The organism is Parabacteroides merdae ATCC 43184 (assembly GCF_025151215.1).
Lineage (GTDB): Bacteria > Bacteroidota > Bacteroidia > Bacteroidales > Tannerellaceae > Parabacteroides > Parabacteroides merdae.
Map to the genome: position 1 here is coordinate 1,471,330 of NZ_CP102286.1, position 23,509 is coordinate 1,494,838.

Below are 23,509 nucleotides of genomic sequence, written 5' to 3' on the forward strand. Positions count from 1 at the left end.
GCTCCAAAGTGTTCCACAAACGTTGTGCTTTTGCATTATAGAAGTCTTGGAAAGTTCACAATCTATTATTTCTTCACCGAATTTTTGATCTCCTGCACGATATAAGCTACATCCTCGTCCGTCACACACGGGCCACTCGGCAAGCAAAGTCCTTGTTTGAACAAAGATTCGCTCACTCCGTTCACATAACGGGGATTGTTCTTATATACAGGTTGCAAATGCATCGGTTTCCATAACGGACGAGATTCGATGCCGACAGCATCCAATGCCATACGCATGGCTTCCACATTCCGGTTCGGTTCCGAGTCGGTATGCAAGGAAGAAGCAACGTGTGTCACACCGGCTGCGCCTCCTACCGCTCCCTGAACAGCCGTTTCGTAGGCATGTTCCTCGCCTTTCACATGCAAGGACGGATCGAGCAGGATCGTATTCAGCCAATAGTTACTGTCGAAACGGGAAGATGGATTCTCGTGCAATACGATCCCTTCCACTCCGGCAAGCAGTTCCTTATAGAGTTGGCAGGTATGCTGATGGTGGGCGATATGTTCATCCAACACCGTCATCTGGCCACGTCCGATACCGGCACAGATATTCGACATACGATAGTTGTAGCCGATCTCCTCATGCTGATAATAAGGATAAGACTCACGGGCCTGCGTAGCATAGAACATGATCTTCTTTTTCGTTTCTTCGTCCGGACAGATCAAAGCCCCACCACCTGAAGTAGTGATCATCTTGTTGCCGTTGAACGAAAGCACCCCGTATCGTCCGAACGTACCGCAAACCTGTCCGTCATACCGGCTTCCCAGCCCTTCGGCAGCATCTTCGATAACCGGAATATCATATCTGTCGGCAATCGCCATGATCTCCTCAATCTTCGCTGGCATCCCGTACAGATAAACCGGAACGATCGCCTTTGGCTTTTTACCTGTCTTGGCAATGCGGTCTTTGATAGCCTCTTCCAATAACACCGGGTCCATATTCCAAGTATCCGCCTCCGAATCAACAAATACCGGAGTAGCCCCCAGATAGGTCACCGGGTGCGAAGATGCACAGAAAGTAAAACTCTGCACAATCACTTCATCCCCCGGTCCCACACCACAAGCCAATAAGGCCAAATGAACAGCTGCCGTACCGGCGGAAAGGGCAACGACTTCTTTATTATTACCTACAAAATGTTTCAGATCCTCTTCAAACCCGTTCACATTCGGTCCTAAAGGCACAACCCAATTGGTATCAAAGGCTTCCTGGATAAAAGCCTGTTCTTTGCCGCTCATATGGGCAAGGCAAAGATAAATTCGTTTGTTCATTATAATTTATGATTAAATCTACAAAGACAATAATTCTTTCAGAGTATGTATCTTTACATTAGGCAGGTACTCTTCCGGACAGGAAAAGTCCTGACGGTGGATATTTCTTCCATCATCCAACAGGCAGATCGTTTTCCACCCCAACTTATTAGGTGTAATAAAATCTTTCCGAAGGTTATCCCCGATATAGACAAACTCCGCATCAGCATATTTATCCTGAAAAAACATGAAATTCCTCTCTGATGGTTTTTCAGAGCCAAACTCTTCGGATATAACCAAGTTCTCGTTTTCGATAAATTGTTCAAGCCCCAATGCCTGGAACTTATTTCGTTGGGTGATAGAACGACCATCCGTGATCATCCCCAGTATAAAATCCTGCTTCAAAACCTCCAATGCTTTCAAGGTGTCAAGCTCCAACCGGATATTAGGACGATGAGACCTGTAGATGGACAGTAAATCAGCTTTCGTCAACGACAAATCGTAAGTATCAATCAAACGAGAAAAAACATCCGCTTGCTCTTTATAAGTTTCCAACATAAAAGCATAGATCCCTTTCAAAGAAAACTTCAATTCTATCCATCCGGCAATTTCCCGATAAGCAGAGTATAAGAAATCGATTTCCTTATACAACGTATCATCCAGATCAAAAATGAAAATCTTATTTTTCATATACGATTACCTCGCTGTCATACCGGAGCATCAAGGTATTGTCCGCCCAAGTATCCACATAGGACAACGTTTCATCCAACATGTACTCCCTTACGATATATTCCGGAAAGTTGGCTCCCGCATAATAGGAAAGCGGATATCCCCCACCGAACCGTGGATTGATCTCGATCCCGACCACATCATCGTCCGACTCTCTATAAAACAATTGGATGCAGATACAGCCAACCACACCCGGCAAATAGTCCAGCCGTTCTTTCAAAAACCGAACCAGATAGTTTTTACGGGTAAATCCCTTATTGATCTCACCGGCACGGATCTCTATCCTTTCACGAGGCACGATAGCCTTCACTCTATTATCCTTGCCATAATACATATCGACCGTAAATTCCTTGTATTCCTGTTTGTCGATATATTCCATAAAAATCAACTTCGGATGATTCAATATTTCCGATGTCAGTTCCTCCTTACCCCTCACGACATACAGATCCTTACTTAAGGAACCATCATATGGTTTGGCGAAAAGTGGAAAAGTCGGATGGTATTTATCCACTGGAGCCGGAACGCGAATATCATGGCTATTCAAGAATGTACCGGTATTCCGCTTATCCCGGCAAGCTTGTATGAAAGGCAATTCCGATACCATCGGTTCTATCCCATTCTCTTGAAACAGTTCCTTATTCTCCGCCAAAACCAGCAACTCGGTATCGATAGTCGGCACAATAATCCGAATTCCTTTTTCTTTACATATTGTCAGCAACATTTCTATATAACCGGAATCGGTTACCCTCGGTACAGCTATACATCCGTCTGAAACAATCCCGGCAGGAGCCATCGCAGGATTCATATCTGTCGTGAACACCTTCGCTTCTGGATAAAAACGTCTCAATGTTTCTTGAAACTGCTTTGTCAGTGTAACCCGCTTTCCGGCGGAGGTGATTAAGATATTAGTATTCATTTATTACCTTTTTATATACGTCTATTGTTTTTTTAGCCATCACTTCTGATGTAAATTCTTTCAATGCTTTTTCACGCCCAGCTTTGGCTACTTCCGTTCTTCTATCTGGATTTTCAATCAAAAACTTTAAAATCGAACTTAATTGTTCTACATTCTCATTCTCAAAAAGAAATCCCGTTTTTCCATCATCAATTTGGTCATAAGCTCCTTCTACATTACTTCGGACGCAACAACAACCACTAGACATAGCCTCTATAACAACTACAGGAAATCCTTCTAAGCGAGAGGGAAGGACAAACACATCAAATAGTTTATAGAAAATATCAGAAGATTGATACTCAAACCTTGAAACTCTTCCTTCCATATTTGTCTTTTCAATTAAAGTATCCAACCACTCCTTTGTTTTACCATCCTTTGAACTTCCTAAAAATACTATATGAATTGTTGCCAAAAGTTCTTTAGGCAACAATGCTATAGCATTTAGTAAAACATCATGTCCTTTTCTTTTTTCTATACTTCCAACCAAGCCTATAATCAATTTATCGACAGGTAAATTCCGTTTCAGTTTCTCTTCATTTTTCTGCTCCGCTGATAATAAAGTTGCAAAAGATGAAGATACTCCATGATTTACGATTGTAATATCCTTATCATTATAACCAAAAATTCTTCTTGCATAATCTTTAGTTTCCCTACTTATCGCAATCAAGTGAGTTGCATTCTTATAATAAAAACAACGAATCAAATCATTTACATGCAATGTCGAAACAAACTTTTTATGCAAAAGCCAAGGCATGAAAGACAAATATGGAGACTGAATATGAATTATATCAAACCGATGCCAAATAATAAAAAATAGCACATCCAAAAAAGATATTATTTTCAAATGTAAAGAATTATTAATCGCTTCACGAAAAGAAACAACTTGAACACCCACTTCCAAAAATTTTTGATATAATATTTCTGATTCCGGCAAATTTTTCTTCCTCCGCCCAACCAATAGTGTAACACGATGTCCTAAACTTACCAAAGCTCTTCCCAAGTCTAAAGTGTGCGTAGTCATCCCTGTTTGATCACAACGAGATAACAATAATAATATCTTCATAACATTAAATTAATCAATTATTCCCTGTAAAAAATTCCATCGTAGCCTGTCCCTCTTGTGAAATACCTTCCCGGACAAACACTTTCTTTATCGTCAAAAAGATGATCTTCACATCCAGCCAAAACGAACAATGATCCACATACCAAACATCCAGTTCGAATTTCTTCGTCCAACTAATTGCATTACGTCCGTTCACCTGTGCCCATCCGGTAATACCCGGTCGCACGTCATGACGACGCGCCTGCTCCTTACTATATAATGGCAGATATTGAACCAATAAAGGACGAGGTCCAATCAACGCCATATCCCCTTTCAAGACATTTATCAATTGGGGCAACTCATCGATCGAAGTCGAACGGACAAAACGCCCTACGTTCGTCAACCGATCCGCATCAGGAAGTAAATTACCGTCAGCATCCCGTTCATCCGTCATAGTTTTGAACTTGATCACCTTAAACACTTTTCCCCCTTTACCGGGCCGTTCCTGTGCAAAGAATGCACCGGCTCCCTTGTTGGCAAAATGCAGCCACAAGGTAATAATCAACAATATCGGCCAAATCACGACCAATACACAAAAGACGATGATAAAATCAATCAATCGCTTAAAAAAATACTTATACATGGATTACCCCTTAAATTATAGACTTGTATTCATCCAACAATGCATTCCACACTATCCGCTGTTCATAACGGGAAGCGATCAGCGGACGAGCATTGGCAGCCATCCTTTCCACTTCCACCGGATGGGAAGCAAAATATTTCATCGATTCATATAACGCTTGTTCATCTTTCGAAGGAATGATCACCCCGTTCAGATCCGGCAAGACAATCTCATTACATCCGTTTATATCTGTCACAATAGCCGGAAGTCCCATAGCACCTGCCTGTATGACCACATTCGGGAATCCCTCTCGATAACTGGGAAACACCAACGCATCCGAAGCCACTAAGAAAGGACGAACATCATTTTGATACCCCATATAGCAAATCCCCGGATGGTGCAAGATATGTTCTTCCACCTCCGGCAGAACCGGATCCAATTCTTTTTCGAAAGGCCCGACTAATAACAGACGCACCCGTTCATCTTTTTGATATAATCGCAAAAAAGAATGTACCAATTCGTTTATCCCCTTATCTCTCACCATACGCCCGACAAAACAGAAAGTAAAAGTTCCTTCTTTTTTATAAGAGCAAGCCTTTTCCACGACCTCCGGGGTCTTGTCAAAATATTCAAGATCGATCCCGTTCACATTACCATTAGCAATAATATGAAGAGGTTTAGATGTAATATTGTAATTGACCAAATCCCGCTTTACCCCTTCCCCTTCCGGATTGATGTGCGTTGCACAGAAACAAGTCAGGCGATCCATCGCAATCAGCAACTTCTGCATCTTCCCTGTAGCCGTAGGAAATACCAATCCTGTAAACGTATGCATACGGACGGGAACCCGTGTAATCCAAGCAGCCAACATAGACAGTAATCCAGCTTTCGGCGTAATGGAATGCACCATATCTGGCCGTTCCTTAGCAAAGAGAACTATCAACCTGATTAATGAAATAAAATCTTTTATCAAAGAGATACGCCGTTCCATCGGGATAGCGATTGTACGTACACCTTCCCGTTCTTCTATTGTTTCCATATCGTCTCCCGGAGAAGAGACTGCAAGCACATTATAATACTTGGAAAGCATTTTGAGTTGCCCTTTCAAAAGGTTTTCAAGGGAGGCTGGAATGGTAGAGGTACGGATGAGTTTCAGCATGGTTATTTACCATTAAAAATTAAGCACTTATGATCAATAATTAAGTTCAAATAGCCTGCGCTCTCCTTTCGAATCAATCCCATATTCAAAAACCCACTACAGATATTAATTTTATGTAATATTATCTCCATTTTTGTGTTATTAATTGTTGAAGTGGCTGATAAATCCGGTCTATCACTAAGGCGAAAAGATAACTAACCACCAATAAGACACTAAAAATCAACAATGGATATTTAAAACCATAGATAAAATCCTTGAACAGATAATAACAGAAATAAGTATGAACAAACCACATGGAAGTGGAACGGCATCCCATCTCATATAAAAAGGTATCTAACCAAACTGGTCTTTTTATTTGCACAAACAAAACAATAAACGCAACGGAATAAAGTACATGAAATACCCCTGTCTCCAAATACATCCTGACAACCATTAGTAACAATAGGATAAACAAGGATTTACACCTCCACAATTTACATTTATTAATAATATCGTATTTTACTAACATGGCTCCCAACATAAAAGGGAAAAGTAAACTCATATACAACACCGGCATATAAGCCAACTGATGCGAATACAAATAAGATTGACCAAATAAATGAATCAATACATAAGCCAATAAGTAGAGTGTACCTGTAACTATAAATACAGATAAAAGCCTCATCTTGTTCAATATATGAAACAAGAATGGTGAAGAAATAGTCAATAAAACATACGGAAACAAAAACCATATTTCCCCATTATACGAAGTATTCCAACCTGTTACATTTTCTAAAAACTTAGAAAAAGAACCAGGATATACTTGACTGCCTATCACCCTACATCCTAAAGGAATAAAAAGAATCAAAGTAATCCAATAATGAACATAAAGTTTCAAAATTCTTTTCAATGAATTTTGTTTTCTTCCACTCTTGGAAGAAATATACAAGCCATATCCACTCAAAATAAGGTAAAAGGAACCGGACCAGTACATCGACTAAACAAATGCACAAAAGGAACACCTCTTATTGATAAATAAGTCGTGCATAAATTCACATTCGCCATTTGATTAAATAAATGCAGATAAAGCATAAAAAGTATCGCCACACCTTTTAGAATTGTGGTTTCACGTATTGACATCATACCAACTGTTTATATATTTCCAGATAAGCAGTCACCGTCTTCCGTATATCATACTTAGAAGCTCTCTGCTGGCACCGATCTGCTATTTGCCGATAATACGGTTCTTCTTTCAGTCTTAAAATGATATTTGCCAGAGCTTTTGCATCACCATGCGGAAAAAGGATGCCGGCATTTTTTGTTATCTCATGCAAGCCATCTACGTCACTCGCTATAAAAGGCCTATCAACTGCCATTCCTTCTATGCTTGATAAAGACAAACCTTCAAAATGAGAAGACATTACAATTATATCGGACGATTTCAAAAGAACCGGAATATCGCTCCGAATCCCCCAAAAACGAACATTTTCCAAAATACCTAACCGGCTTACCAAATCTTCCAACGTAGAACGCCTTTCCCCATCTCCCACCAACCATAACTCATACTGCTCAGTCGGCAAATACTGAAAAGCCTTTATTAATGTATCCTGATCTTTCTGATAGCGGAAACCAGCCACCATCGTAACCACTGTTTTACCATTACGGAAAGATGCATCTGCCTGCACCTCTTGGAAACGCATCAAATCGATCCCATTATAAATTGTTTTGATAGATTTACTTGTCCCTAAATAATGACAAAGATTTTCATGTGCTTTATCAGAAATACAAATTATAGACCTATACCTACTATACATCCACTTATCTAATAATTTATAACACTTCCAATCACGTCTTCGATTGGAAGTGTTATGCTCGGTGGTGACAAGCACCACCGAGCATAACACGCTGCCAATAGCAGCAAATAACTGACAGGCCGTATTATGTGTATGTACAATATCATACTTACGCAAAAAAGGAATCAATCTGAATATATATAACGGATTATACACTGATCCACCCTTACCTAATTCATAAATGGTCACTCCCTTGTCTTGTAATTGCCTTTTAAAAGGCGTTTCCGTACCATCAAACAACAGGACATCTACTTGGTATCCAAGTTCTTGATACAAAGGAACCATATCTACGATTAGTTTTTCTGCACCACCTATATGAAGAGAAGTAATTACTTGAAGGATTCTCATAATATCGGATTTACTATATATTTAGAAGTGGGAGATTCTCCTCTTTCTACAATTTTACCTGGATTACCAATGACAATGGAATTATCCGGCACATCGAAATTAATAAAAGCTCCCGGAGCAATCAAAACATTATTTCCAATACTTACTCCCCCTATAATAATTGAATTTGCATTCATACAAACGTTATCACCAATGATAGGGGTCCCCGCATGCTTTCCTTGTGAATTTCCAATTAAACATCCCTGACTAATATTGAAATTTTTTCCAATTTTTGTATTTGGATTAATTACAATATGACCAAAATGAACAATTCTAAATCCTTCACCAATTCTTGTTCCTAACGGGATTTGTATACCAGTTCTATACATGCACATTCTCATAAAAAAATGCCAGAGAAGACGTATAATACGTCTTCTCGCAAGGGATCCCTTGCGAAAAAAATAAATATATCTAAAACCAGGAGTAAAAAAGAAATATCGTAACTGTACCAATAAAGAACTATTAGTTTTTCCAACATATCGATACAAATCGCTTTTTATTATTTCATTCATAGAAGACCTTTTATATTCATATAAGCTGTTCGTTTCACTTTGTAACGAATCAAACAATAAAGCAATATACCCCCAGGAAGAGCCATTAAAGTTGTCCACTTACAAGGAGATTCCTTTATAAAGGAAATATTTTTTGCAATTATAGAACTTGAAACATAATGCACACATTCTATAAATCTTCGTTTATAAGAAGAAACCAATCGCATACGGACTTTCCTATAAAAAACAAATCCTTTCGGATTTCTCCAATATTGTTTATACATATTCATACTGGAACCATCCGTTTGATATTCAACTATACAAAAAACATCATTACAAGTCAACAATGTATAATCTTGATCTATTAAATAATATTTATATGCCAATCCTACATATTTTTCTCCATCAAAAATCGGATACTCCGGATATTTAGTTATCACATCAGTACGATAAACCAATTTCTTATCACCTTTTCCTCCATGCTCATAATATCCTAATAGAGTTGTTTCTTTTACATTTTCAGGGAAAACTGTCCCTATAATATCACCACTATCCGCTCTATCCAATCCTATAAATCCCGCATATTTATCCGATCCATATTGATTCCAGAACGAAATAATTTTTTCCACTGCATCATCCGGCATATAGTCATCCGAATCGATACAAGTATTCAACTCTGTATGAATATTTCTATATGCTGTATTATGTGCTCCGTGCATTCCTTGATTATTTTGGTAAATATAGCGGATTGGTATCTTATTTTCCTTTATCCAACCTTCTACCAATTCTTTCGTATGGTCGGAAGATCCATCATCTATAACCAACCACTCAAAATCCTGACAAGTCTGTCGACATAGACTTTCATACGTTCGCCCAATCGTATGCGCCCGATTATAAGCCGGAGTAAATACTGTCAACATTTTTTTCCCAATCATCCTCTGATCCACATTAAGTAAGTAAATAATATATGCCCCACCAATATCATTCCAACCTTTTTCCCTTGATCTTTCCAAATCGGCAATGTCAACAAGGGATACGCCAAAACAACTGGGTACATGAACCAAGACAAATAAGCAAATCGATTTGAATAAGATGCCCGAATCAACATTACCCAAAAAGCATTAGCCAAAACGTATGTATGCAACAACAACAAATACTGGCTATTAAAAATTTTCCTCTTCAGAACCACATACCATCCTAACCACATCGGCATCGCACTATAAAGAAGGAAATCCCAACGGAAACCAGTATGACTAAACATATAATCATCTTCCATATTATGGAGGTAACCATCCAGCCGATCATCAAATCCCAACCCAGTAAAAATAGATTCCACAAAGCTACTGGCCACAGCACTGATAACGATAGATCCCAACCAAAACAAATATATCATTTTTGTATTTCGATAGTACAAAGAAACGACCATACAGAGAATCGGCAATGCAGTAGAATGATGAATATTATATGCAGCAAAAGATAAAATTCCAGCCACGACTTTCTCCCTTGTCTTTCCATTGATATAAGAAAAAGCCAATAACATCAAACTACAAGCCAAACCGTTGCGAATACCATTCACCCCATATGTAAAAAAAGAGAAAGCACCGAAACAAAAGAGCATAGCAACAGTTACATTATTGGATATCAACCGTCTACAAGCCCATAGCATTAACCCGACATATCCTATTTCTATAATCAAAAAGAAAAACTGCACATCCATTACTTTAGCGCAAGAAGCCATCAACCCATTAAACAGCCATTCCGAAGAATCAGGGTCATAAGACATAATTCCATTTTGATAAGCATAGAATGTCTGTGCATAATTCACCGTATCTCCAAAATAATGCCAAGAAATGGGACGCAATCCCACAAAAACAATAAATAAAATAGCAAACAGGGTAATAGCTGCACTTTTCCTCCTATAATTCAATAATGTCGACACATTTTTCTTTGAACATTCAAAATATTGAACAAACGACCATATTAAAATAAGATAGATATATACAGGATAATAATATTGAGGAGGGAACATGCTTATTTATGAATTAGCTTTTTCAACCATTTCAAAGAATTTACACCAAAAATTCGATGGATCCAACGAGTGATTTTAATCCGAACAGGACCATAATTGTCTACCCATGTTTTACTATACCAATGAATACTTCGCGTATTCTTTGTAATATTCAGACGTCCCGTAGCATCATCAAGCGGATTAAAATAATCCTGCGGATAAATCCAAACGCCGGCTACTTCTTGTATTTCGTCTGTAAAACACAAGCCATAACGAACTAACACATCCGTCGTATGTTTAACGACAGTGCCCGGAATTATATTTCCACCTACATCAACAAAATGGAGTGCTCCGTAATAATCCAATATCGATTTGTAAAGTCTAAGACCTGGATTAACCCCAAGCCCTAGCCCAGGATTAACCTCAGGTTCAAAACCTACCTTGCAAGGAACTTCCACACCCATGAAGGGACCTCGTTCGATAATATCGTCCATCGGCTTGATAACCTCTACGTCTGTATCGAAATAGAGTCCTCCATGATGATATAACACCCAAAAGCGAGCATAATCACTCACAAAAGCATATTTCTTTATACGGTACGCCTCTGCTGTATAAGGGATACTCTCTACATCAAAATTATCTTCATTCCATTCCCTAATTTCATAATCAGGAAAAAACTTTTTCCAGCTATTAATACACTTGATTGCCGAATTAGGCAATGGATTATGCCCAAACCAACAATAATGAATTATTTTAGGTATCATATTATTTTAAGTGATAAATTTTTTCGACTTCCACTTCATTTCCATAATCATGCGCTTGCAAATAAGCGATCAACGATTGCCTCAATTCATGATCCTTAATTACCTTTACAATCCCCTCAGCACATGCTTCGTTCTCCAATGGAACGATTATTCCATCTACTCCGTCAGTTAATTGACTACAAGCAGTAGGAAAATTGGTTATAACAACCGGTTTACAAAGCATTTGAGCTTCACGAACCGTCACAGCTTTCCCCTCGTAACGAGAAGGCTGAATATATATGTCACAAGTTTTCATATAGGGATAAGGGTTCTCTTTTTTTCCTAAAAGGAAAACATAATCCTCCATCTTAGCTTCTGTTATCCGATCTCGTATCAATTGCTCATCACCACCAAAACCGATTAAAAACCACTTCACCCGTATTCCCTTTTCCACAATAGATTTACAAATCAAAGGGACATTGTCGAAATTTTTTGCAAAAGAAAAACGTCCCACCGAACAAAGCCTAATCTCTCCTTCCAATATTTTCATTTCATCCGAAACGTCCAACAACACAGCTTGTTCACGAACAAAAGCAGGAGAAAGGATATTCTCAATCAAGAAAATCTTTTCCTTTACCTCTGGGAAAACCTGCAAGAATGTTTGTGTAACATTTTCCGAAATAGACGCAATATAATCATATCGTCCCCAAACTTTCAATTCACGCTCCTTGTCAACTTGTATAGCCGAATAATCCGTATGAATCCAAGCAATTTTCTTTTTAGCTTGAACTTTCTCCAATACGATATTATGAGGACTCAAAAAACTAATAGCCAAATCATACACCCCATACCGATATAAAGAGGGTAGCAACCCAATCGTATAGTCCGCCACATATTGGAAAATAGCAGAACCTTCTGTTTGCTTGGAACGCTTCATATATCTCCAACACAACCACTTCGCCCTTAACCGTGCAAAAGCAATTTTCCAATGCCCATTTTTGACTATCTCCTTGAGCGGACGTTCCAATGCCGCATATTGGGGTATTTCTGGTAATAAACGTATTTTTTTCGGTATCATACGCATAAATTCACCTTGATGGCTATAGATAAACAAATCTATATCATACAAAGCGACATCTAACGCATTAAGTAACCCTAAAAGACTACGTTCTGCTCCCCCTATTTCTAGGTAATGGATAGCTATGAAGATACGTTGCTTCATTCTATTTTACTTTTAACAATACCCTTGTCACATACAAAAACTTCAATTGAATCGTCCAATACAAACATTTATAATAGATTGGAAAAGAATTACAACATTCCCTTGACAATACATTTCTGAACATTTCATTATTAACTATATATTATTCAACATTTTATCACATTTGTTTTTTTACACATAAGAGATAAATATGGAATTATACCACATTCCAAATTCAGAATAATTAACACAAATATAGTATTTAATTACCATATCTATTAAAAACCTTTGACAGTAGCACATCAATTCAAAATATTCTTCCCAATAAGTAGATATGACCGATCCAAAATTCTATCTTATGTAACTATATAAAAAAATGCTCCACTATTAATCTCCTATATAATTTATTTCACATGGAATATAAACCGCTTGTTTTGAAATAAATGATTTTAATTCACGAATCTTTCAATTATTAATCCTAATAACAGCCAGATAACCAACTATATATTAGTAATTAATAAACAACAAATCCTAATAAAATTCAATTACTTTTTCTACACATACCTCATTATATACGGGCATTATCACACTAACAAATGACATTTTTTATTCTTCTTAATAATGATAAAACAGATATATACACTCTCAATAATTTCAAATTACCGCTTATATAAACAGATTGATACAATAGTCCTTCCAAACTAAAACGCTCATGATCTTTCATGTAGCAAAACACTTCCTTTGTGATAGGATTAGAAATGATTCGATACAATTCCTTCTTTTTCTCCTCCAACGTCCAAGTACAATCTTGATGAAACATATTGAAACTAAGACATTGTTTGACACTATAATAAAAACGATGATACAAATAATCATCAAAACGGGGATCAATCAATTGCCAATATGTTTTCAAAGATTTAAAATGATCATATACAGAAAGATATATATCAAACCTATCCGGAATGAATCGAACACGCGTGTTACCCTTATCATATATATAATATGTATATAATATTTTCGGAGATATATACGCTTTTTGAAGATAAAAATAAAGGTTCAGATTGAAGACCTCATCTTGTTGTATACGCTGATTTTCAAAAAAAAGATTATATTTCAATAAAAAAGATCTACGGTAGAACTTATTCCACGGAAATCCATTTCCATGTCGACTCAATACGAAAGTATCCACATAAACAGCACGCAAATCCTCATTTGAACATATTTCTTTTTCGTCAAATCTGATTTCGTCACAAAGATTATTCAATGAAGGAGTAATGACACGAAAGCCAAATAAGATATAATCAACCTCCTTTTCTTCCATTATTCTCACATTGTAAGAGAGAAGTTCTGGATCAGGCTCATCATCAATATCGAAAAAATAAAGATACTTCCCATAAGCATTTAATATACCAACATTCCGTGCACTACCTGCCCCTTCGTTCTCTTTATGAAAAACCCTGATATTCTCTTTCTTTTCAGCCCAAAAGTCACAGATTCTTCCACTTCCATCTGTAGAGCCATCGTCAATCAATAGAACTTCAAAATCCGTAAAATCTTGTTTAAATAAGAATTCTATCCCTCTATTTATAAAATCTACCACGTTATAAATAGGAACTATTACAGAAACTAATGGTTCTTTATTGCCCGATTCCCTCATACACAAAGCCCATTGCTTCTAATTCTTCTCGATTATAGATATTCCGTCCATCCAAAATCAAAGGATGAGACATCACTTTGCTCACTACATTCCAAGCTGGCAAGCGAAATGCTTTCCATTCTGTCACCAACATTAATGCAGAAGCACTATCTAAAGCATCATACAAATCACTCGCATAATAAACAAGACCACCTAAACGACGCTTACCTTCATTCATGGCAATAGGATCATAGACACGTACAAAACATCCAGCATCGACCAAATCACGAATCAGAACTAAAGCTGGTGCCTCACGCATATCGTCCGTCTCCGGTTTAAACGCCAATCCCCATAAAGCAACTGTCATTCCACGCAGCTCGTCATATCCAAAGTATTTCTTCAATTTGTCAAACAAAAGATGCTTCTGTCTTTCATTAACTTTTTCCACACCTTTAATAACTGACATTTCATAGCCATACTCTTCACCTGTTTTCAAAAGGGCCTTCACATCTTTCGGAAAACAACTTCCTCCATATCCACAACCAGAGTAAAGAAACTTATTTCCAATACGAACATCAGCCCCAATCCCCTTTCGAACAGAATTTACATTTGCACCCACCAAATCACAAAGATTAGATATATCATTCATAAAACTGATACGAGTTGCTAGCATTGCATTTGCTGCATATTTAGTCATCTCAGCCGAAGGGATATCCATGAAAATAATACGATAACTATTCAACAAAAAGGGACGATACAAACGTTCCAATACAATTTTAGCACGCTCGCTATCAACTCCGATAACAACCCGATCCGGACTCATAAAATCTTTAATTGCCGCCCCTTCTTTTAAAAATTCAGGATTAGAAGCGACATCAAAGTCTATATCTACCCCACGTTTATCTAATTCTTCTTGAACAACAGTTTTAACTTTTTGAGCTGTACCGACAGGAACCGTACTTTTAGTGACCAAGACCAAATAATGATCCATCATCTGACCGACAGAGCGAGCAACATCCAATACGTATGACAAATCGGCACTACCATCTTCATCTGGTGGAGTTCCTACCGCACTAAACACAATATCTACATCATGTAAACATTCACCTAAGTCTGTAGAAAAGTGTAAAGTATTATTTTGAATATTACGCTTTACCATATCTTCTAAACCTGGTTCATAAATAGGAACAATTCCATTCTTAAGATTCTGAATCTTATTTGCATCAATATCAACACAAGTAACATCAACTCCCATTTCTGCAAAACAAGTACCACTCACTAAACCGACATATCCGGTTCCCATTATCGCTATTTTCATCTCACAAAATTCTCAAATTAATATCTTGAACAACTCTTTTATTACTTTCAATTATTTTATTCAAAAGCATTGTATTATATCCAACAATAACATTATCTCCTATCTGTGTCCCCTTCATAATAGAAGAACGTTCACCTATCCAACAATTATCTCCAACTACAATAGGAGAAGTCAAAGGTTTCTCTATCTCATAACCAAAATAAGGGAAATATTTCCGCGTAATTTCAGACCTTTTTTCAGACTTATAAATTGTATGAGTATTCGTATCCCATATATTTACATCATAAGAAATCTGATTGTAACTCCCTATGATAACCGATTCATCCGAACGAATTTCAGAACCAGAATTAATATTCGTATAAGATCCTATTTCCACATTTCCGCCAAATCGAATCCAAACTCTATCACACTGTATTTTAGTATGATGATTGACATGAAAATTTCCATTACTAATAATATACATTGCTTTATTAATCGGTTTTTCCGAAATTAAAATAGCATAATCATCAATAATGACACATCCTTTTTCTATATAAATATCAACATTTTTCAATATACAATGAGCACCTATAAAAAAACAGGCATCCCTCCCTACAAACACATTACTATTTTGTATAGTACTGCCTTTTCCTATCACAAACCCATCAGAATTAGAAATACGGACATTGGAACCTGAGAATTTATATTGCCAATATGTTTCCGAAAATTTATTCCATAAACGTGTTATCATAAATTATCATTCTTTTTAAACAATACTTCATAATAATAAATTTTACTATTTGACAATATTTTTCAAATAATTTATCCTATATACTAATAACAGAAATCTAATATTCTGTACATGTTTATTGCAAATTCTTCTGCAGTCGCCCCACAAACCTTCGAACCGGAGAAACAAAAAGTTCTTTTTCATAGGCATTCATTCCGAAAAACCAAAACAAAGGGACGTAGATACATGAAAACGCAAAAATACAAACAATAAATATCTGTACTGTATGAATTTCATAAATACAAAACAAATAAAATGACAAAGAACCAATCGCGAAAGGGACAAGCGACATTTTCCCTATTTCTTTCCAAAAATCTAAAATATCAATATGAATAACTCGATGATAATAAATATTCATCACAATAATCTGGCCAGTAGTCAAAGCCAACGCAATGCTAATCGCACAACCTATCCCTCCATACTGTTTTGACAACGGGATAGAAATAACTAAACTCACAAATGCGATCACGACATAAAGCGTTGAACGGAACTTCATCTGATTACGAGCTTGCAAAATGATTATTCCCAAATTTTGAATTAAAGGGACTGTCATGGGAATAAAAAAGCAAAGAGTTATCCCATAAGCATCTTCATAATCAGAGCCCGCCCACAATCGAATAAAGGATTTTCCGAAGACTACAAATCCGGTTAAAATGAATGCTATAATAATATATTGGATACGTCCAGTACGAATAAAAAGATCAGAAATGGCCTTTTCATTGTTCTCTTTCGTCACCATAGCAGTAACTTTCGGAAGGAACACACCTGATATTGCTGTAGAAAATCCCATATAAATTGCTTGTAACTGGATAGCAACCGCATAAACTGCTACTACTGCCGCTCCCTTGAACATGCCTAACACAAACTGTCCGGTACTCCAATAAATACGGTCCATGATGGCATTCAGAAAAATCCAAAAAGAATAAACAGATACTTCTTTAAAAAAACCCCATTGAAAATGTCCGAAACGCACTTGGATCTTCAATCGCTTTTTACAATACCAATAATTGATCAATAGTGTAACTACATTAAAGATTGTTGTAACCACCACCATTCCTATAGCTCGATAACCAATTAAAAGCATAGCTATCATTACTAATGGATTCAATATAATTCGTACGATTCCTACTAATTTTTGAAATACAAAATTTTCATATGCTGTGATAATCGATCCCCAAATACTCATTGGGAAGGTAAAAGCTAAATTAAAGACCATTAGTAACATCATGACGCGAATTTTATATAGTTCGCTATCATCCATAGTTGCATCAAATAAATAGTCGACATTAAAATAAAGACCTAACCCTACCAACAATGCTAAAACTCCGATTCCTATATAAAGGAGAAAAAACATTCCGAACATTTCATATTGTTCACGAATTTTTCCTTCTGCACGAAATTTTGCTGTATAACGAACTATGGCATTTCCAAAACCTAAATCTAAAACGGTCAAATAGGCTACCACCGAAGCGACAAGGGAATATAAACCATATTCCGACTGCCCCATCATACGCAGCATGAATGGGGTGTACAACAAGCCTACAATATTATTTAAACCGATAGAGACATAAGAAAGGAATGCCCCTGCTTTGAGTTGATTTATTGCCATATAAAATTACCCCTCTTTTTGTTTATTCAAAAGAGACAATTCTGTATTTCTCAATGTTTCCGCTTTTATTCTAAGCTGATGTTCTACAACCAAATCATAATCACATTTACTATCTCCTGTTTTACTTGTTACTACCAATAACTCCAAACAGAGTAAAAACAAAAACAGAAAAATATAAAAAGCTAATGCATATGGATCTTCCCGTAAAATGAGAACAAGTGCTTTCAATTCTTCCAAAAAACCTGTTGCTGCATTTTCAAATTCATCACGAGTTTTATCAGCCACCTCAATTTTTTCCTTTTGATATGTATCTAGTTGATTTTTATATAAATTCAGTGCTTCTTCATTAGCCTTTGCTTGAGCATTAAGAGGATTCTCTACACTTCGTTTATTCACACTAGTTATTTTTTCTACAACAGGATTTCCTTCTTCATCTACTCCAGTCTGTTTAGTAGTCGTACTGACATCAGTTGCCGTAATAATCGGTTGTTTCGATAATTTATCATAAATTTGGATATTTGCTAAGCCTATAGAATCTATTAGTAAAGAAACACGCTTTATATCACTATCAAGATAAGCCATACGTTTAGGTATTTCTTTATTGATTTGTTCAGTTCGTACTTCTTTCATCTTCACCGTAACATCATTTTTAAAAATGATTTGATCAAAAACAGCAGAACCCAAAACAGCCATTAAAAAAGCTAATACATATCTAAAGAATCCCATTATACCTAACTTACCTACTGTAAGAATAATAAAACGTTCAATACACAAAATCATAATGACAAATACAGAGGATACTGCTAACTGCTGCCATAAAGAAGAAACACCCATATATCGTTCGGCAAAACAAAAACCAATAGCTCCCCAAATAACAGAAAGAATAATAATGGCGGAAATATAGCGTCGAAGAGTTCTTCTACTAGCTTCCCCACACTGTTTTAGAAGAATAGGATTCCAACCTATCAAAAAACAGCCAATTCTAGCACCTATACCAACTGTATTAATTGTTTCCATGATTATTACGCAATAATAAATCTGATTTAGCAGCCAAGCCTTTTAAAAAACCTCGTTCATACGATTTGACCATACTCATCATCTGGGGTTCTTCTTTTTCAAGGGATTCAACCATATCTTTCATTACACTCATATGTTCAATATAAGTATCCTTCCTTGCTTTCAAAGAACTGGCAGTATTGATAAGACCTTGTTGCTCCACAATCTCTATCTGAACCTCAATATCTCGGAGATCATTACGATAACGCAATGTCACCTGTTCAAAAAGACGTCTCAATTCATTTTTAATAATATTCTTTTTTGAATCTTTATAAGTACTGTCAGCATTAACCATCGCATCATCATAACCGGATTGCTCATAATCTCGATTAATATAGGCATAAATAGCATCGATAGGCATTTTCGTCCCATAATGCACCGTATATAAATCTTCATTTGGATCAGAGTTATCCACAAAATCTTCCTCTTTAATTTCTGGCAATATTTTAGAACTTACTTCTTCCTGTACAGGAACATCTTTTTTTGAACCGAATAAAAATGATAATAACCCCATAATATTTATTGATTAATAATTTTCATTGGTATTTGATATTTTTGATGCCCACGGCAATGACAACTTTCACACAAAGTCACCAAATATTTATCATCATAATCCCATGGTAAACATTTTTGATTAGATTGCGCATTTTTATGATACTGCTTATGATGGACTATTAGCTTTGTAGTTGATCCACAAATAACACATCTAAAATTATCTCGCTGAATAATATGCGCACGTTTTTTTAACCAACGCTCATCAAATAACAATTCTCGATAAGAACCATTTTTTTCTTTATCATCATACATACATATATTTCTATTAATCATAAAGTTTTCAAGACTATTTGAGTAAAATACCTCTCCATACAACCATATTATGATCACTATAAGGCGCATCCGGAGAGAAACAATCCTGTCCTTTTAAGAATTCCGAATAGAAAACGTAATCAATCCGCCAGAGTTTGTACAACTGACGGAAGGTATATTGGTAGCCGCTTCCGCAATCACGGAAACCATCTGTCAGACCTTTCCGTAACTGATGGTACGTATAAGAAGCGGGCGTATCGTTGAAGTCGCCACAAACCAATACCGGATAAGGAGAACGTTCGATCTCGGCATGGATTGAATCGGCTTGTTCTGCTCGTTTCAGATAATTATTTTTCATTTTCAAGATCAAATCTTTAACTGCTTTTGCACGGACTTCCAAGCTCTTGCCGGGAGCGGTAATGATACCGCGATAGGCATTGACGCTTGTTGTCTCGAAGTGGTTGTTGATCACGCGGATGTATTGGTTGTTTATTCTTACATCGGCTATTAATGACATATTACTGGAATTCTTATAATACAGAGCTTTTACCGAATGGATCGGATAACGGCTGTAGATCGTAGTCGGTAAATGGTCTGTACGCCGGCTGATATATTTATACAGTACATAATCGAAAGCGTACCGGATGCTGTCCCGATGGTAATATCCGTCACCGGGAGCTTCCTGGAAGCAGATGATATCGGGTTGTAGCTGCTTGATATAAGCGGCGGCTTCGTTCATAGTGTACTTTCTGTCCCAATAGAAATGGCTGGCGTTGTAGGTGACTACGGTCAGAGGGGTTCCTGCTTGTTCAGATGCAGCCGGTTTATGCCAACACGAGGGTTGATAAACGGCTGACAGATAATCCGCATGAAGCAGGATCGCCAGCAAAGGAACCATACCTTTCCATTTCTTTTTTGTGAATAATTGTATTACCAGCAACAACAGGTTGACTGCCAATATCGGCCAAACCAACAATGTAAGGAAAGACAGCCAGATACAGATTCCATCAGCGTAATAGCCTCCGGTCAAACAGAGGGCGGATAATACTGCAAAAAACAGGAGCAGGGTATTATTCAGCCTTGTCCAGCGCCTCATATACCGAATTCTTGCTCTTGAACTCAGGCACGATTCCTTTCATCATTCGGACGGTTCCCATTTTGTCTACTTTGATCGCGAGGTCGATCAAGGGAGACATGACCGTACAGATGTCTTCGTAATCGTATTCCCGGACTTGGGCACGGTAGATCTTTTCGTTTTCCGTTGGCAATGTATTTTCTTTCGTTGCCAACAGTTCTTCATAGAGCTTTTCGCCCGGACGGAGACCGGTATATTTGATCTCGATATCCTCGCCAGGGATAAGGCCTGCCAGTTCGATCATGCGGCGTGCCAGATTGGCGATCTTCACAGGGGTTCCCATATCGAAGACGAAGATTTCGTTTCCTTTGCCCATAAAGGCGGCTTCCAAAACCAAGCGGCAGGCTTCGGGGATCGTCATGAAATAGCGGATGATGTCGGGATGGGTGACGGTCAGAGGACCGCCTTTTGCCAACTGTTCGCGGAAACGAGGAATGACGGAACCGTTGCTGCCTAACACGTTGCCGAAACGGGTGGTGATAAAACGGGTTTTACCGGAATGCCGGCCTTTGCTGATAGCGATGCTCAAGCTTTGCACATACATCTCCGCCAAACGTTTGGACGCTCCCATGACATTGGTCGGGTTGACGGCTTTATCGGTCGAGACCATGATGAACTTGTCTACGTCGTACTTGACTGCCATATCGGCTACGTTACGCGTACCGTAGACATTCGTATGGACGGCTTCGCAGGGGTTCTCTTCCATCAGGGGCACATGCTTGTAGGCGGCGGCATGGAAGACCAACTGGGGATGGAAACGCTGATAGATGCTTTCGACACGATGGATCATGCGAATGTCTCCCATGACCGGGGTAAACTCGACATCGGGGAATTTTTCTTCCAGCTCCAGCCGGATGTTATGCATCGGGGTTTCGGCACTGTCGAACAAAACCAATTGCTTCAGCCCGAAATGGCAGAGTTGGCGACAGAGTTCGCTACCGATGGAACCGGCGGCTCCGGTGACCAAAACGACTTTGCCTTTCAGGGAACCTGCGATCTCCTCCATGTTGATACGGATCTCTTCGCGTCCTAACAGGTCTTCGATGCGGACTTCGGGAAGGGCGCGCATCTTCAGTTTGCCTCCTTTCAGTTCGTCCAAAGAAGGAAGGAGCAACATACGGACTTTCTCTTTTTCGCAGAAACGAACCAGACGTTCGCTTTCTTCCTTCACCGCCTTATAGTCCGTAAAGAGGATCGCCTTGATATTGTAGCGGTTCACCAAACGGCTGAATTCCTCTTGGTCGGTAATGAAATAGACCTTATACAAACCGATGCGCATGGAAACACGCTGGCCGAAACGGAGGAAGCCTTCCACCTGATAGGATGAGTTTTCACGCAGAAAGGAATCGTTCAATAGGGCGGGAGAAGAATCTTCATGCCCGAATATGAAAAGCTTGTCTTTCCGGTTGGATGCAATGCTGCTCACCATAAAGGTATAGAGCGTGATCAGGAAAGCACGGAATATCGTCAGGATAAAAAAAGTGAGGAAGAAATCCACCACACTTCCCAGCAGGAAACCGCGAAAGGAAAGAAGGCCGGTCGTAAACAAAAGAACCGGCAGGATGGTCGCCACTTTCAGTGAAGAGGACATGGCGATGCGTCCGGTTTCAGTAAAGGCGGAATGGCGAATAATGCCTTTATAGGTCTGGCAAACAAGAAAGCTGGCAGGGCTACAGAACAACGACGCCAGAAAAACCGTCAGAATGATCTGGTCGGTATAGTTCCAATCCAGAATATAACTGACCAAAGCTAAAGAAGTAACGGTCGAAAAGACGGAAAGGAACAGGTCAATCAAAAAAATTATCCAGCGATTGAGGTATTTCTCTTTCGTTAATCTTAATAGTAAATCATTGATTTTCATATAATTAAAGAATTTATTACCCTACAACAAAGTTCGTCAGTCCCAATAGTGGAATAACGAATAGAAATCGATTTTGGCAGCAAAATATCTTAATAAAATATTAAAAGGGTTACTGCACGTTGTTTATTTTGTGCTATATAGCACAAAATAAAAGCTGTTCAAACAGCTTTTATACACTGAATATATATTTTCCCAAGAGCGCACAAAGATAGTTAATTTATTTGAAATTCAAACCTTTTATTTTTTTATATACCTAATAATCAATAGTTTGACATCATTATAAATATCCAATGATTATCAAGGATTAATTCTATTTTGCTCTAACTAAAAAAATCAAATAATATATAGATTAGAAAGCGGTATAGCACATCTTATCATATATAATATTTATTGAATATCAAGCATTATCAAAATCATATCGATTTTATACTAAAATTATACTGTTTCTAAATAAGTAGATTGTCTATCCTTCTCTTTCCGATAGAACGGGCAAAAGAACGGGATATATTTTTTCACTCTGTTAACCTATTTTTGAAACAATATGATTTACAACAACTTAACAAACAATATATTCCACACAAAAGCTCGTCAGTCCCAAAGCAGAAAAAGACATAACAGTCTGGACATATGAAGATTAAGTGTCTACAAAATGACTAAAAGAAACGTACGTTTCTTTTAGTCATTTTGATGGGGCAAATATACTTAAAATATTTGAAATTCACACATCTTCGTTTATTTTTTATTTTCCTGTCTGCCAAATATATCGAGTCTTTTGCACGCTATTTTCCGAAAGCCAACAGTTAACAATCTTTCGTAAATGGAATGACTAAAAGAAACGTACGTTTTTTTAGTCATTTTAT

Annotated in this window: 22 protein-coding genes; all 22 read right to left on the reverse strand. The window is 37.6% G+C overall.

What is annotated here, in order from left to right:
- Positions 1-65: 65 nt before the first annotated feature.
- Positions 66-1,310 (reverse strand): DegT/DnrJ/EryC1/StrS family aminotransferase, encoded by a 1,245-nt coding sequence (locus tag NQ542_RS06020; RefSeq protein ID WP_005638270.1) that lies wholly within the window; start codon positions 1,308-1,310, stop codon positions 66-68.
- Between the two features lie 18 nt (positions 1,311-1,328).
- Positions 1,329-1,979, reverse strand: coding sequence for an HAD family hydrolase (locus NQ542_RS06025; RefSeq protein ID WP_005638271.1), 651 nt, complete (start codon positions 1,977-1,979; stop codon positions 1,329-1,331).
- Positions 1,969-2,934: an ATP-grasp domain-containing protein gene (locus NQ542_RS06030; RefSeq protein WP_005638272.1), complete on the reverse strand. Its 966-nt coding sequence runs from the start codon at positions 2,932-2,934 to the stop codon at positions 1,969-1,971. Before NQ542_RS06030 ends, NQ542_RS06025 begins: the two co-directional genes overlap by 11 nt.
- Positions 2,924-4,036 (reverse strand): glycosyltransferase family 4 protein, encoded by a 1,113-nt coding sequence (locus NQ542_RS06035; RefSeq protein ID WP_005648862.1) that lies wholly within the window; start codon positions 4,034-4,036, stop codon positions 2,924-2,926. The genes NQ542_RS06030 and NQ542_RS06035 overlap by 11 nt, the downstream gene beginning before the upstream one ends.
- A 13-nt stretch (positions 4,037-4,049) precedes the next feature.
- Positions 4,050-4,658 (reverse strand): sugar transferase, encoded by a 609-nt coding sequence (locus NQ542_RS06040; protein WP_005638275.1) that lies wholly within the window; start codon positions 4,656-4,658, stop codon positions 4,050-4,052.
- Positions 4,659-4,668: 10 nt separating this feature from the next.
- On the reverse strand, positions 4,669-5,796 hold the full coding sequence (locus NQ542_RS06045) for a glycosyltransferase family 4 protein (RefSeq protein WP_005638276.1): 1,128 nt from the start codon (positions 5,794-5,796) through the stop codon (positions 4,669-4,671).
- A gap of 121 nt (positions 5,797-5,917) precedes the next feature.
- The gene (locus NQ542_RS17935; protein WP_005638277.1) at positions 5,918-6,769 is read right to left on the reverse strand and encodes an acyltransferase family protein; all 852 of its coding nucleotides are present in this window, start codon (positions 6,767-6,769) and stop codon (positions 5,918-5,920) included.
- 145 nt (positions 6,770-6,914) lie between these two features.
- The gene (locus NQ542_RS06050; RefSeq protein WP_005638279.1) at positions 6,915-7,976 is read right to left on the reverse strand and encodes a glycosyltransferase; all 1,062 of its coding nucleotides are present in this window, start codon (positions 7,974-7,976) and stop codon (positions 6,915-6,917) included.
- Positions 7,973-8,527, reverse strand: a complete 555-nt coding sequence (locus NQ542_RS06055) for a serine O-acetyltransferase (RefSeq protein ID WP_005638280.1) — start codon at positions 8,525-8,527, stop codon at positions 7,973-7,975. Before NQ542_RS06055 ends, NQ542_RS06050 begins: the two co-directional genes overlap by 4 nt.
- The gene (locus tag NQ542_RS06060) at positions 8,524-9,441 is read right to left on the reverse strand and encodes a glycosyltransferase family 2 protein (RefSeq protein ID WP_005638281.1); all 918 of its coding nucleotides are present in this window, start codon (positions 9,439-9,441) and stop codon (positions 8,524-8,526) included. The genes NQ542_RS06055 and NQ542_RS06060 overlap by 4 nt, the downstream gene beginning before the upstream one ends.
- Positions 9,438-10,445 (reverse strand): EpsG family protein, encoded by a 1,008-nt coding sequence (locus NQ542_RS06065; RefSeq protein WP_227945665.1) that lies wholly within the window; start codon positions 10,443-10,445, stop codon positions 9,438-9,440. The genes NQ542_RS06060 and NQ542_RS06065 overlap by 4 nt, the downstream gene beginning before the upstream one ends.
- Positions 10,446-10,537: 92 nt before the next feature.
- Positions 10,538-11,278, reverse strand: coding sequence for a glycosyltransferase family 32 protein (locus tag NQ542_RS06070; RefSeq protein WP_005638283.1), 741 nt, complete (start codon positions 11,276-11,278; stop codon positions 10,538-10,540).
- A gap of 1 nt (position 11,279) precedes the next feature.
- Positions 11,280-12,479 (reverse strand): glycosyltransferase, encoded by a 1,200-nt coding sequence (locus NQ542_RS06075; protein WP_005638284.1) that lies wholly within the window; start codon positions 12,477-12,479, stop codon positions 11,280-11,282.
- Between the two features lie 568 nt (positions 12,480-13,047).
- Positions 13,048-14,115: a glycosyltransferase gene (locus NQ542_RS06080; protein WP_005638286.1), complete on the reverse strand. Its 1,068-nt coding sequence runs from the start codon at positions 14,113-14,115 to the stop codon at positions 13,048-13,050.
- Positions 14,096-15,412, reverse strand: a complete 1,317-nt coding sequence (locus NQ542_RS06085) for a UDP-glucose dehydrogenase family protein (RefSeq protein ID WP_005638287.1) — start codon at positions 15,410-15,412, stop codon at positions 14,096-14,098. The genes NQ542_RS06080 and NQ542_RS06085 overlap by 20 nt, the downstream gene beginning before the upstream one ends.
- A gap of 1 nt (position 15,413) precedes the next feature.
- Complete coding sequence (locus NQ542_RS06090; RefSeq protein ID WP_005638288.1) at positions 15,414-16,142, reverse strand: acyltransferase; 729 nt, start codon at positions 16,140-16,142, stop codon at positions 15,414-15,416.
- Positions 16,143-16,257: 115 nt separating this feature from the next.
- Positions 16,258-17,790, reverse strand: coding sequence for an oligosaccharide flippase family protein (locus tag NQ542_RS06095; protein WP_005638290.1), 1,533 nt, complete (start codon positions 17,788-17,790; stop codon positions 16,258-16,260).
- Positions 17,791-17,796: 6 nt separating this feature from the next.
- On the reverse strand, positions 17,797-18,807 hold the full coding sequence (locus NQ542_RS06100) for a DUF4407 domain-containing protein (protein WP_005638292.1): 1,011 nt from the start codon (positions 18,805-18,807) through the stop codon (positions 17,797-17,799).
- Positions 18,794-19,360, reverse strand: a complete 567-nt coding sequence (locus tag NQ542_RS06105; RefSeq protein ID WP_005638294.1) for a hypothetical protein — start codon at positions 19,358-19,360, stop codon at positions 18,794-18,796. The genes NQ542_RS06100 and NQ542_RS06105 overlap by 14 nt, the downstream gene beginning before the upstream one ends.
- A gap of 5 nt (positions 19,361-19,365) precedes the next feature.
- Positions 19,366-19,653, reverse strand: coding sequence for an HNH endonuclease (locus tag NQ542_RS06110; protein WP_005648851.1), 288 nt, complete (start codon positions 19,651-19,653; stop codon positions 19,366-19,368).
- A 34-nt stretch (positions 19,654-19,687) separates the two neighbouring features.
- Positions 19,688-20,749, reverse strand: a complete 1,062-nt coding sequence (locus NQ542_RS06115; protein ID WP_005638295.1) for an endonuclease/exonuclease/phosphatase family protein — start codon at positions 20,747-20,749, stop codon at positions 19,688-19,690.
- A complete protein-coding gene (locus NQ542_RS06120; RefSeq protein WP_005638296.1) occupies positions 20,724-22,649 on the reverse strand; it encodes a polysaccharide biosynthesis protein in 1,926 nt (641 codons plus the stop codon). The genes NQ542_RS06115 and NQ542_RS06120 overlap by 26 nt, the downstream gene beginning before the upstream one ends.
- Between the last annotated feature and the right edge of the window lie 860 nt (positions 22,650-23,509).